The 12,261-nt window shown below is 68.1% G+C and carries 9 protein-coding genes and 2 pseudogenes; 5 read left to right on the plus strand and 6 right to left on the minus strand.

Translation table 11 applies throughout. The features are described 5' to 3' along the window. Positions 1-217: 217 nt before the first annotated feature. A complete protein-coding gene (locus K883_RS15420) occupies positions 218-652 on the minus strand; it encodes an HIT family protein (protein ID WP_008254699.1) in 435 nt (144 codons plus the stop codon). A gap of 83 nt (positions 653-735) precedes the next feature. Here K883_RS15420 and K883_RS15425 point away from each other — a divergent pair, with 83 nt between their 5' ends. Then, a complete protein-coding gene (locus K883_RS15425) occupies positions 736-2,124 on the plus strand; it encodes an amidase (RefSeq protein ID WP_020821940.1) in 1,389 nt (462 codons plus the stop codon). Between the two features lie 5 nt (positions 2,125-2,129). Here K883_RS15425 and K883_RS15430 read toward each other — a convergent pair. Then, a pseudogene (locus K883_RS15430) lies at positions 2,130-2,620 on the minus strand (DNA-deoxyinosine glycosylase). Positions 2,621-2,660: 40 nt separating this feature from the next. Between K883_RS15430 and K883_RS15435 the strand changes: the two are divergent. Both K883_RS15435 and K883_RS15440 read left to right on the plus strand, forming a co-directional pair. Next, positions 2,661-3,785: an adenylate/guanylate cyclase domain-containing protein gene (locus K883_RS15435; RefSeq protein ID WP_020821942.1), complete on the plus strand. Its 1,125-nt coding sequence runs from the start codon at positions 2,661-2,663 to the stop codon at positions 3,783-3,785. A 279-nt stretch (positions 3,786-4,064) separates the two neighbouring features. Next, on the plus strand, positions 4,065-4,637 hold the full coding sequence (locus K883_RS15440) for a hypothetical protein (protein ID WP_020821943.1): 573 nt from the start codon (positions 4,065-4,067) through the stop codon (positions 4,635-4,637). Between the two features lie 43 nt (positions 4,638-4,680). On the opposite strand, the pseudogene K883_RS15445 reads toward K883_RS15440, so the two are convergent. The 3 genes and pseudogenes from K883_RS15445 to K883_RS15455 all read right to left on the minus strand — a co-directional run bounded on the left by K883_RS15445 (position 4,681) and on the right by K883_RS15455 (position 10,306). Then, positions 4,681-6,448, minus strand: a pseudogene (locus tag K883_RS15445) (sensor domain-containing protein). A 178-nt stretch (positions 6,449-6,626) separates the two neighbouring features. Further along, positions 6,627-8,543 (minus strand): ABC transporter ATP-binding protein, encoded by a 1,917-nt coding sequence (locus tag K883_RS15450; RefSeq protein ID WP_020821945.1) that lies wholly within the window; start codon positions 8,541-8,543, stop codon positions 6,627-6,629. Then, positions 8,540-10,306 carry an ABC transporter ATP-binding protein gene (locus K883_RS15455; protein ID WP_036455552.1) on the minus strand — a complete coding sequence of 589 codons (1,767 nt, stop codon included), beginning with the start codon at positions 10,304-10,306 and terminating at the stop codon, positions 8,540-8,542. Before K883_RS15455 ends, K883_RS15450 begins: the two co-directional genes overlap by 4 nt. A 181-nt stretch (positions 10,307-10,487) precedes the next feature. Between K883_RS15455 and K883_RS15460 the strand changes: the two genes are divergently transcribed. Both K883_RS15460 and K883_RS15465 read left to right on the plus strand, forming a co-directional pair. Beyond that, a complete protein-coding gene (locus K883_RS15460) occupies positions 10,488-11,045 on the plus strand; it encodes a DUF3558 domain-containing protein (protein ID WP_008254722.1) in 558 nt (185 codons plus the stop codon). Beyond that, a complete protein-coding gene (locus K883_RS15465) occupies positions 11,042-11,581 on the plus strand; it encodes a DUF3558 domain-containing protein (protein ID WP_036454871.1) in 540 nt (179 codons plus the stop codon). Before K883_RS15460 ends, K883_RS15465 begins: the two co-directional genes overlap by 4 nt. A 94-nt stretch (positions 11,582-11,675) precedes the next feature. Here the strand turns inward: K883_RS15465 and K883_RS15470 are convergent, their stop codons facing one another. Continuing rightward, positions 11,676-12,179, minus strand: a complete 504-nt coding sequence (locus K883_RS15470; protein WP_009953977.1) for a SixA phosphatase family protein — start codon at positions 12,177-12,179, stop codon at positions 11,676-11,678. Between the last annotated feature and the right edge of the window lie 82 nt (positions 12,180-12,261).

The raw sequence follows: 12,261 nt of genomic DNA on the forward strand, positions 1-12,261 counted from the left end.
GACGAGGACCCACCCGGCGGGTGCCGGCACCCCCGACCGCCGCCACGGATTCACCGCCCGCCGTTTCGTCACCGCTTGAGCTCCCCTGTTGTGTGGTGAAGAAACAACAGCATCACCACGAGTTACAGGGCATTAAACCGCTGCAGACGCGCGCTAAGTGTGGCTTTTGCCAGGTTGGTGCCGTTTCCGGTGCCGCCACAGGACGGCCGCCACGGGCCTAATCCGGTTGACTTGCGTCGATACGGGCCAGTGCGTCGCGCAGAATCTGGCCGGTGGCGTCGCGGTCGGGGTCGCGGCGCAGCAGCATTCCTTTGGCCACCGACAGCTTGTCGCCGTTGCGGCGCGGCAACACGTGCAGGTGGATGTGGAACACCGTCTGGAAGGCGGCGCTGCCGTCGTTGATGGCGATGTTGGTCGCGTCGGCCAATTCCGTCGTGCGCGCGGCCCGGGCGATGCGTTGGCCCAGGGTGACCATTCCGGCCAGCGTCTCCGGCGTGGTGTCGGTGAGGTCGACGCTGTGCCGCTTGGGCAGCACCAGCGTGTGGCCACGAGTGAACGGCCGGATGTCGAGGATCGCCAGGTAGTCGTCGTCTTCGTAGATCCGGATGGCCGGAGCTTCCCCGGCGACGACCGCACAGAACACGCAGGACATGTCGCCCACGGTACTTGTTGCCGCGCCGCGGCCCCGCCGACTCCAGCCAGGGCCCGGCCCAATTACGGGGTTACGCTGCCGCAGTGAACGACGATCTCGCCTTCGCCGGCGCGGCGGCGCAAGCGCGCATGCTGGCCGACGGTGAACTGACCGCGCCGGAGTTGCTCGAGGTCTACCTGGAGCGGATCGCGCAGCTCGACAGCCAGCTGCGGTGCTACCGCGTGGTGCTCGCCGACAAAGCTCGCTACGAGGCCGCCGTGGCGCAGGACCGCCTGGACGCGGGCGAACGGCTGCCGCTGCTCGGCGTGCCGGTCGCGATCAAGGACGACGTCGATGTCGCCGGGGAGGTGACGACCTTCGGCAGCGGCGGGCACCGGCCCGCGGTGAGCTCCGATGCCGAGGTGGTGCGCCGGTTGCGCGCGGCGGGCGCCGTCATCGTCGGCAAGACCAATGTGCCCGAGCTGATGATGCTGCCGTACACCGAGTCGCTGACCTTCGGAGCTACCCGCAATCCGTGGGATCCCAGGCGCACGCCGGGCGGCAGCAGCGGCGGCAGCGCCGCCGCGGTCGCGGCCGGGCTGGCCCCGCTGGCGTTGGGCTCCGACGGGGGCGGGTCGATCCGCATCCCGGCGACCTGGTGCGGCGTGTTCGGCCTGAAGCCGCAGTGCGATCGGGTATCGCTGGAACCCCACGACGACGCCTGGTACGGGTTGAGCGTCAACGGCCCTATCGCCCGCACGGTGATCGACGCGGCCGTGTTCCTGGACGCGACCTCGACGGTGCCCGGGCCCGAGGGGGAGTTCGTGACCGCGGCGACCCGCAGCCCCGGCCGGCTGCGAATTGCGTTGAGCACCAAGGTCCCAACCCCGCTGCCGGTTCGGGTCGGCAAGCGGGAGTTGGCCGCGGTCGACCAGGCCGGCGCGTTGCTTCGCGACCTCGGGCATGACGTCATCACGGCCGACCCGGAATATCCGGCCTCGGCGATCCTTACCAACTACCTGCCCCGCTACCTGCGCGGCATCTGCGACGACGCCGACGCCCTGGCCCATCCGGAACGCCTGGAACCGCGCACCCGCAACATGGCCCGCTTGGGTTCTTTCTTCTCGGACCGCCGGATGGAGTCCCTGCGGGCGGCCGAGGGGGCCGTGGTGTCGCGGATCCAGGCGATCTTCGACGATGTCGACGTCGTCGTCACGCCCGGAACGGCAACGGGCCCATCCCGTATCGGCGCCTACCAACGGCGCGGCGCCGTGTCGACCCTGCTGAGGGTGGGGCAATACGTTCCGTACCAACAGGTCTGGAACCTGACCGGGCAGCCCGCCGCGGTGGTTCCCTGGGACCTCGACGCAGACGGGATGCCGATGTCGGTCCAACTCGTCGGCCGGCCTTATGACGAAGCGACGCTGTTGTCGCTGTCGGCGCAGATCGAAGCCGCTCGACCGTGGGCCCTTCGCCGGCCCCCGGTGTCTTGAGTGAGTCACCGCGCGACGACAGCCCACGCCGCGAGCTTGGCGCCCGGCCGCATCACGTGGGCCGGGCTGGTCGACGGCAGCCGGTGGCACTGGATCCCGTCGGGCGACACCACCCGCCGGCGGTAGAGCTCAGCGGCCTTGGCGCCGTTGAAGTACACCGCCGTGATGGCGGGGTAGTCGGCGAAGAACGCGCCAAAGTCGTTGACCGTCAGGCTGGTTGGATCGATGGCCGAGTCGGCGCTGCCGCGGCGGCGGCACGTGTGAAGAACATCCCAAAGCGCAATTCCGTGGGATTGCAGTCCCGCCAGGCGCCTGTCGTAGGGCGCGGCGGCGTCGAAGCCGAAAAGCTCACCGGTGATCGACCAGAACGCGTTGCGTGGATTGGCGTAGTACTGGTCCGCCACCAGTGATTGCGCACTGGGAAACGACCCCAGAATCAGCGTCCTGGCGCGCTCGTCGAGACCGGCGGGAATCCCCGCAGCAACGGTGTGCTCATCACGTCACATCATGACGCCCCCGCGTTGTACGTTGGCGACGTGCACGACGGGGACGACCACACCATCGACGACCTGCTCGAAGGGCTCGAGGGAACCGCGCGCACGGAACGGGCCGAACTGGTGCGGTGGCTCTTCGAGCAGGGCATCACCGCCGAGGAGATCCGGGCGACCAATCCGCCTCTGTTGCTGGCCACCCGCCACATCATCGGCGACGACGGCACGTACGTGTCGACGCGGGAGATCAGCGAGACCCACGGCATCGACCTGGGACTGCTGCAGCGCGTGCAACGCGCCATCGGTCTGGTCCGCGTCGACGACCCTGACGCGGCCGTTCACATGCGCGCCGACGGCGATGCCGCCGCCTTCACCCAGCGGTTCGTCGAGCTGGGCCTGGACCCCGAGCACGTGATTCTCGTGGTCCGGGTGCTCGCCGAAGGTCTGTCGCGGACCGCCGAGGTCATGCGGTACTCGGCGCTTTCGGCGATTATGCGCCCGGGCGCCAGCGAGCTCGAAATCGCGCAAGCCTCAAAGGCTTTGGTGACCAAAATCGCGCCCATGCTGGGCCCGATGATCCAGCACATGCTGTTCATGCAGCTGCGCCACATGATGGAGACCGAAGCGGTCAACGCCGCCGAGCGCGCCGCCGGCAAGCCGCTGCCGGGCGCGCGCCAAATCAGCGTCGCCTTCGCCGACCTGGTCGGCTTCACCCGGATCGGTGAGGCGGTCACGCCCGAAGAGCTGGGGCATCTGGCCAACCGGCTGGCCATCCTCGCCCGCGACATGACCGTTCCTCCGGTGCGTTTCATCAAGACCATCGGCGACGCGGTGATGTTCGTCTGCCCCGAGCCGCAACCGTTGCTCGACGTCGTCCTGAAACTGGTCGAAGCCGTCGACTCCGACAACGACTTCCCTCGGCTGCGGGCGGGCGTGGCCTCCGGCATGGCGGTAAGCCGTGCCGGCGATTGGTTCGGCAGTCCGGTCAACGTGGCGAGCCGCGTCACGAGCGTGGCGCGCCCGGGCACGGTCCTGGCGGCGGATTCGGTATGGGACGTCATCGGGGAGCGCGGTGAGTTTTCGGCATCGTTCGCGGGCTCCCGCCACCTCAAGGGCATCAAGGGCGAGGTCAAACTGTTCCGCATCCGGCGCGGCGACGCCGAGGACTGACGGCCGCCGGCCGCGGTGACATCAATATGGGCAGGCCCGGTGCGACTCCAGGGGGCGTCTGACTCCGTCTTACGCGTGTCCTACGCGGCCGGATTCCTACCCCGTGTTCCGGCGCTTCGAATTGGTCGCTTCCCGGGCCTGCTTCGCTACCAAAAATACGCCGCACAACAGCCCGGATCAACGGGTTTTCAGGCGGGGAGATGAGTTCGGCGACCGGCCCGTCTTTCGCCCCCGGCGAACGCTGTTCCGTTATACGTGCAACGGTGTAATCATGTAATCATGAAAGCGCATCACACCCATGGGCGGCGGTACGGTCGCCCCGGAGGCTGGCAGCAAGCCCAGCAACCTGACGCCGGCGACGCCGCGGAATGGTTCGCCGGACGCCTTCCCGAGAAGTGGTTCGACGGCGACCCCACGGTGATCGTCGACCGCGAAGAGATCACCGTCATCGGAAGGCTCCCGGACACGGCGAGCGCCGAGAGCGGGGAGAGTGAGGCCCGCGCGGCGGGACGGGCGTCGCGATTCCGCGAGGAGACGCGATCCGAGAGAATGCACATCGCCGACGAAGCCCAGGATCGCTACGGACGCAAGGTTTCCTGGGGGGTCGAGGTCGGCTCGGAGCGAATCCTGTTCACCCACATCGCAGTACCTGTCATGACCCGGCTGAAGCAGCCCGAACGTCAGGTGCTCGACACGTTGGTGGATGCCGGCGTCGCGCGGTCGCGCGCCGACGCCCTGGCCTGGTCGGTGAGGCTGGTCGGCGAACATGCCGAGGAATGGCTGGCCAAATTGCGCGACGCGATGACGGCGGTCGACGACCTGCGCGCGCAGGGTCCCGATCTGCAGTCGTAGCAATGCCGTGACGCCCTAACGGCGTTGGCACGTAACCGTCCGGCTACTCGTCGGCGATTCTGGCGGCGATCTTGTCCGCGATCTGGGCGCCCTGGTCGCTGATGTGATACCCGCACGCGTTGATGTCGACGATCACGTTGTTGGCCACGGTCAGTGCGCGCTGGCACTCCCAACCGTCGGCGCCTTCTTGGGTGTCCATCAGCGTGATCTTCGGCGGGCTCCCCTGAACCTGAGCGAACGTCCACCGATAGGTCTTGCTCTTGTTCGTGACCGTGACCGTCTTGCCGGCGCAGCCCTTCCACTTCTCCGCAGAGTTCTCCAGGAAACTCTTGGCCTTGTCGGCGGACGGAAACAGCACCACCGCCTGGTTCACCCAGTGGTCGTAGTTGTCGCCCGGCTCCGAGGACACCAGTCCACTCACCGAGGTGTAACCGGTGCCCGCATACACCGGGTCTTGGGTCGTGTAGAGCGCGCCCTGGCAGTCGGGCGTCGACACCGTCACCGACGAATGGTCGGTCGACGTAATGGGTTTGCCCGGCTGCATCGTCGACGAGCCCATCACGGTATTGATATCGGACGGGCCGAGCAGCAGGGCGCTGAGACGGTCGGCCTCCAGCGGCGCGGGGGTGGGCGGTTCGGGATCGGGCCGCGTGACCAGCCAGATGCCCAACCCGCTCCCGAGGAGAACGAACACCGCGGCGACGGCCGCGACGATGAGCCAGACGTTGCGGCGCGGCCCGGGCGGGGGCTGACCCCACGGCGCCGCATTGGCGAATTGCGGGGGCGGGCCGCCCCAATTGGCGCTGGCGCCTTGGTAATACGGCGCCCCGGCCGGCGACGGCGGCGGGGTGTTGAACGCGGGCTGGTACGGCCGGGGAGGCGGCGCGGTGCTCAGCCGGGGATCGGGGTTGACGGCCGTGGGCAGTGCGGCTTCTTGGCTGCGGCGCAAGATGGTGGCGGCGCGGTCTTGATCGGGGTGGCTCAGCGCCTGCTTGGCGGCCAGCGCGAGGTCGCCCGCGCTCGCGTAGCGGTCCTCGGGCCTTTTGGCCATGCCGCGGGCGATCACCGCATCGAAGGCCTTGGGGATATCCGGGCGCCGCTGACTGGGCGCGGGTATGGGGTCCATCATGTGGGCGGAGACCAGCATGCCGGCGCTGTCGGCCCGGTAGGGCGGCGCCCCGGTCAGGCACTCGAACAACACGCACGCCAACGCGTAGATGTCGGCCCGGTAGGTGACCTCGGCGTCGGAAAACCGTTCGGGCGCCATGTATTTCCAGGTGCCGACCGCGGTGCCCAGTTGGGTGAGTTTCTCGTCGGTGGTGGCGCTGGCGATGCCGAAGTCGACGAGGTAGGCGAAGTCGTCCGCGGTGACCAGGATGTTTTGCGGTTTGACGTCGCGGTGCATGACGCCGGCGGCGTGCGCGGCATCGAGCGCGGAGGCGATCTGGGTGATGACGGCGACCGCGCGTGGCGGGGTCAGCGGGCCGAAGCGCTTCAGCACGCTGTCCAGGTCGGTGCCCTCGACCAAGCGCATCTCCAAAAAGATCTGGCCGTCGATTTCGCCGTAGTCGTGCACGGGCACCACATGGGGTTCCTGCAAACGTCCGGCGGTGCGGGCCTCGCGTTTCATCCGCTCGCGGAAGACGGGGTCTCTGCTGAAGCTTTCGGAGAGAAGTTTGACCGCCACGGTCCACTCTTTGACGGTGTGTTCGGCCTCGTAGACCTCACCCATCCCACCGCGGCCCAGCAGCCGTTTCAGGTGGTAGGGGCCCGAACATCGACCCCGCCCGTGAGGCCTGTTCGTCGCTCATTGCTCATCCTTCCAACCCGACCCCCGGCCCGCCGTCCCGTGGCAACGTTGCGGACGCACGCCCGATCGTCGACCCGTGACCGAGCAATCATGACGGTAAGCGCCCACCCGTCGCGCCGCATGATAACGCCGACAATCGGCGGGCCAGCCTTTCGTGGCCGCGGCGCCGGCTGCGGTTGTCATGCGCGGGTCATGGCGTAGTAGGCGCCGCGCCGGGCCAGCAGCTCGGCGTGGTTGCCTTGTTCGACGATCCGGCCCCCCTCGATCACCAGGATCCGATCGGCGTCGCGGATCGTCGAAAGACGATGCGCGATAATGAAACTCGTCCGATCCCGGCGCAGATCGCACATGGCGCGCTGGATGAGGGCCTCGGTGCGGGTATCGACCGAGCTGGTCGCCTCATCCAGGATCAGCAGCTGCGGGCGGGCAAGGAACGCGCGCGCGATGGTGATGAGTTGCTTTTCGCCGGCGCTGATGTTGGCGCCGTCGCCGCTGACCCGGGTTTGGTAGCCGGCCGGCAGCGACCGCACGAACGGGTCGACGTGCGCTGCCTCGGCGGCCGCCACCACCTCGTCGTCGCCGGCCTCGGGGCGCCCGTAGGCGATGTTCTCCGCGATCGTCCCGTCAAAGAGCCAGGTGTCCTGCAGCACCATGCCGATCCGCGACCGCAGCGAATGCCGGTCCAACGTGGTGATGTCCACCCCGTCGAGGAGGATCTGGCCGGAATCGACCTCATAGAACCGCATCAACAGGTTCACCAGCGTGGTCTTGCCCGCCCCGGTCGGTCCGACGATCGCCACCGTGCTACCCGGTTCGGCCACGAGCGACAGGTCGTCGATCACCGGGACGCCCGGCCGGTAGGCGAAGCTGACATGCGCGAATTCCACGCGGCCGCTCGAGCGTGGGGCGCCATCGGCGGGCGGGGGCGCCGCGGGCTGGGGATCCGGCGATTCTTCGGGCTCGTCGAGCAGGGCGAAGACGCGTTCGGCGCTGGCCACCCCCGACTGCAGGGTGTTGTACATCCCGGCCAGCTGGCTCAGGGGCGAATTGAATTGCCGCACATACTGAATGAACGCCTGGATGTTGCCCAGGCTGATGTGCCCGGTGGCCACCCGCAGGCCACCCACCACGGCGACGGCCACGTAGCCGACGTTGCCGATGAACGTGGTCGCGGGTGCCACCAGCCCGGAGAAGAACTGGGCGCCGAAACTGGACCGGTAGACGTCGCCGTTGAGGGCCCGAAACTGCTCGCGGGCCGCGGCCTGGTGGCCGAATGTCTTGACCACCGTGAATCCGCTGTAGGTCTCCTCGATGTGGGCGTTGAGGCGCCCGATGCTCGCCCATTGGGCGAGGAACAGCCGCTGGGAACGCCGTGCGATCGCCCGTGTCGCCAGCAGCGACAGCGGCACCGTCAGCACCGTGATCCCCACCAGCAGCGGCGAAATGGACAGCATCATCGCCAACACCGCCACCACCGTCAGGACCGAAGTCAGCAGCTGGCTGATCGTCATCGACAGCGACGACTGGACGTTGTCGATGTCGTTGGTCACCCGGCTGAGCAGCTCGCCGCGCTGGCGCCCGTCGAAGTACGACAACGGCAACCGGTGAATCTTGTCCTCGACGTCGGAACGCAACGCCACCATGGTGCGCTGCACGGTGAGGTTGAGCAGCCGGGCCTGCGCCCAAATCAGCACCGAGGAAACGAGATAGAGGGCCAGCGCCAGCGTCAGCGTCCGCGTGACCGCCCCGAAGGCCACGCCGTGGCCCGGCACCACGTTCATTCCGGACAGCAAGTCGGCGAAGGTGTTCTCGCCCCGGCCGCGAGCGGCCGAGACGGCCTGTGCCTTGCTGATGCCGGCGGGAAGCTGCCGCCCGATGACGCCGTTGAACAGCAAATCGGTGGCATGGCCGAGGATCCGCGGGACGATCACGCCGATCACCGTGCCCGCGAGGCCCAGTGTGATCACCGCGATGCTCAGTCTGCGTTGCGGCGCAAGTCGTTTCACCAAACGGGCGGCCGAACCCCAGAAATCGCGGGATCGCCCGGCCGGCGGCGGGGCCACGGCGCGGGCCGCGGTGCTGGTCGACGAGGTCATTGCGCGCCCCCGACGTGGCCTGACGGCAAGGCGCCCACGGCTTGTGAGTCGGCGAATTCCGCGTAGGTGGCGCTGTCGGCGAGCAGCGACTCATGCGTGCCGGCGCCGACCAGTCTTCCGCCGTCGATGACGATCACCTGGTCGGCCTGGGCGGCAGTCGAAACCCGTTGGGTGACAACGATGACGGTGGCTTCCTTCGATATCGGCTTGAGGGCGGCGCGCACCCGCGCGTCGGTGTGCACGTCGAGGGCGCCGAAGGAGTCGTCGAACAGATAGACGGCGGGGCGGCGGATGACCGCCCGGGCGATGGCGAGTCGTTGCCGCTGCCCGCCGGAAAAGTTGATGCCGCCCTGGGCCACCCGCATCTGCAGCCCGTCTGGGTGCGCGCGCACGAACCCGTCGGCGTCGGCCACCCGCAACGCTTCCCACATCTCGTCGCCGGTGATGTCGTGCCCCGGGGCGGCGCCGTAACGCAGGTTGTCGGCGATCGTTCCTGAAAAGAGGTAGCCGCGCTGGGGGACCAGACCGATCGCCGACCACAGCCGCTCGGTGTGGTAATCGCGGACGTCGATGTCGTCGACCAGGACGGTTCCGCCGGTCACGTCGTAGAGCCGGCAGATCAAGGAGATCAGTGTCGACTTTCCCGATCCCGTGCTGCCGACGATCGCGGTGGTTGTCCCGGGCCGGGCGATGAACGAAATGTCTTGTAGCACCGGGCGATCGGCGCCGGGATAGGTGAATGTTGCGCCGTCCAGGCGGACCACACCGGTGATTTTGCCCGGGGGAGACGCCGGGCCGGGCGGGTCGGTGACGGCGGGACGGGTGGTGAGCACCTCGGTGATCCGTTCGGCGCACACCGACGCCCGCGGCAACACCACCAGCGTCATCGTCGCCATCAGCACGGCCATCAGGATCTGCGTGAAGTACGCCAGGAAGGCGGTCAACGAGCCGACCTGCATCTGGCCGCGATCGATGCGCAGCCCCCCGAACCAGATCAGCGCGACGCTGGACACGTTGATGGTCAGCGTGGTCACCGGCAGCATCAACGCCTGCCAGTTGCCCGCGGTCAATGCGGTGTTCGACAGCGCGGCGTTGGCGCGCGCGAAGCGGTCGCGCTCGAAACCTTCCCGGGCGAACGCGCGGACCACCCGCACGCCGGCCAGCTGGTCGCGCATCACGCGGTTGATGCCGTCGATCAGGCCCTGCATCCTGCGGAACAGCGGCAGCATGTGCGACATCACCCAGTAGTTGGTCACCGCCATGACCGGCACGCTGACCAGCAACAGCCACGTCAGCGCCGCCTCCTGGCGCAGGGCCATGACGATTCCGCCGAGGCACATGATCGGGGCCGTCACCAGCACGGTGGCCGTGATCTGCACCAGGTACTGGATTTGCCGCACGTCGTTGGTGCTGCGCGTCAGCAAGGTCGGCGCGCCGAATCGGGCGCTCTCGCGCTCGGAAAAGGTGAGGACGTGTTCGAACACCGCCGCGCGCAGGTCGCGGCCGAAGCCCATCCCGGTCCGGGAGCCGAAATAGACCGCGCCGACCGAGCACAACACCTGCAAGCCGGTGGCCCCGAGCATCACGATGCCCAGCCGGACGATCGCGGCGGTGTCGCCCTTGGCGACGCCCTCGTCGATGATGGCCGCGTTGACGGTCGGCAGGTACAGCGACGCGAGGTTGCTGATCAGCTGCAGCACCATCAGCACCGCGACCAGCCGGCGGTACGGCTGGATGTACTGGCGCAGCAGTGCCAGGAGCATGGGGTAACTGTCGCACACCGGCGGCCCGGGCGTCCCCGCCAACCGGCGATGGTCAACGCGCGCACGGCACTCGTCGGCGACATTGAAATACCTGCTCAGGCGCGTCGGTGGTTGACCCGCTGGGCTGCCGCTACAGTGCATCGTGTGGACGAGCAGCGGGCGGAACGGAAGCAGGGTAGCGGTGCGGCGTAGCGCGAGGGCGCTGGCTCTTGTGGCGTCAGCATTGACGATCCTGATTCCCGCCGTTGCCGCCTGCTCCGATTCCGGCGGCAACAAACCCGGGGCGACGGCGTCGTCGACGCCGCAGAAGGGGCAAGGCAACCACGGGCCGATGTTCCCGCAGTGCGGCGGCATCAGCGACCAGACGGTGGCCGAGCTGACCCGGGTGACCGGGTTGATCAACACCGCCCGCAACTCCGTCGGCTGTCAATGGCTTGCCGGGGGCGGCATCCTCGGGCCGCACTTCTCCTTCTCCTGGTATCGCGGCAGCCCGATCGGACGCGAACGCAAGACCGAGGAGCTCTCACGTGCCAGCGTCGACGACATCAACATCAACGGCCACGGCGGTTTCATCGCCGTCGGCAACGAGCCCAACCTGGGTGACTCGCTGTGCGAAGTAGGCATTCAGTTCCAGGACGACTTCATCGAGTGGTCTATCAGTTTCAGTCAGAAGCCGTTCCCGCCGCCGTGCGATATCGCGAAAGAGCTGGCTCGTCAGTCGATTGCGAACTCGAAATGAGGGCCTCGATGCGCGCCGCCGTGGTTTTGCTGGCCGCGCTGCTGGTGCTGACGGGCTGCTCCAGGTCGATCGGCGGCAACGCGGTCAAGGCGGGCGGCAACGTGCCCCGCAACAACAACTCCCAGCAGCAGTACCCGAACCTGCTCAAGGAATGTGAGGTGTTGACCAGCGACATCCTGGCCAAGACCGTGGGGGCCGACCCGCTCGACATTCAGAGCACGTTCGTCGGCGCGATCTGCCGGTGGCAGGCGGCCAACCCGGCCGGCCTGATCGACATCACCCGGTTCTGGTTCGAGCAGGGCAGCCTGAGCAACGAGCGCAAGGTCGCGGAGTTCTTGAAGTACAAGATCGAGTCGCGGCCCATCGCCGGGATCGACTCGATCGTGATGCGTCCCGACGACGCCAACGGCGCGTGCGGCGTGGCCAGCGACGCGGCCGGGGTGGTCGGTTGGTGGGTCAACCCGCAGGCGCCGGGAATCGATGCGTGCGGGCAGGCCATCAAGCTGATGGAACTGACGCTGGCCACCAACTCCTAGCCGGAGGTTGCGCCACCACGCCGAACGTCGACTTGTTGTCGTCGATTTCGCGTTTTGAGCCCAACAAGTCGACGTTCGGCGCAGCGTTGTGGGCTCAGCGCGGAACGACGAAGTCGATCAGCGACGCACCCCCGAGTTCCAGCTCCTTCCACGCGCACGGCACCGCGAGGACCGCGATCGCCGACGTCGGGAACTTGGCCGAAATGCGTTCGGCCGCAGCGGCGTCGGTGCCGCCGGCGCGGCCCAGCCCCAGCGCAAGCGCCGACATCGTCGGCTCGTGTCCGATGACGAGCAGCGTGCCGATGCCGTCGTCCACCGTGTTGATCTCGTCGATCAGCGTGCCCGGGGTGCTGGCGTAGAGACGTTCGCTGTATCGCACCGGCGCAGCGATGCGGGTGTTCCGCAGTGTCTCGCGGGTCCTGGTCGCCGTGGAACACAGCACCCCGTCGACGGGGGGCACGTGGGCGCGCAGCCAGTCGCCGGCGAGCCCGGCTTGCCTGACGCCGCGGGGCGCCAACGGCCGATCGTGGTCGGCGACCCCGGCCGGGTAGTCGGACTTCGCATGCCGCATCAACAGCAGGGTGCGCTCGGCAGTCACGAAGGATCAGATTAACCAGTGTGGCACCCCGCCGGCCACGCCCGCTGCGCCGGAATTTGCGCAGTGCCAAGACCTGCCGATC

The sequence above is a fragment of the Mycobacterium sp. TKK-01-0059 genome (assembly GCF_000709305.1).
Taxonomy (GTDB): Bacteria; Actinomycetota; Actinomycetes; order Mycobacteriales; family Mycobacteriaceae; genus Mycobacterium; species Mycobacterium intracellulare.

Excerpts from the sequence above, each read along its gene's own strand:
- K883_RS15455 (WP_036455552.1), bottom strand. The coding sequence starts at position 10,306 with ATGCTCCTGGCACTGCTGCGCCAGTACATCCAGCCGTACCGCCGGCTG.
- K883_RS15420 (WP_008254699.1), bottom strand. The coding sequence starts at position 652 with ATGTCCTGCGTGTTCTGTGCGGTCGTCGCCGGGGAAGCTCCGGCCATC.
- K883_RS15465 (WP_036454871.1), top strand. The coding sequence starts at position 11,042 with ATGAGGGCCTCGATGCGCGCCGCCGTGGTTTTGCTGGCCGCGCTGCTG.
- K883_RS15450 (WP_020821945.1), bottom strand. The coding sequence starts at position 8,543 with ATGACCTCGTCGACCAGCACCGCGGCCCGCGCCGTGGCCCCGCCGCCG.
- K883_RS15440 (WP_020821943.1), top strand. The coding sequence starts at position 4,065 with ATGAAAGCGCATCACACCCATGGGCGGCGGTACGGTCGCCCCGGAGGC.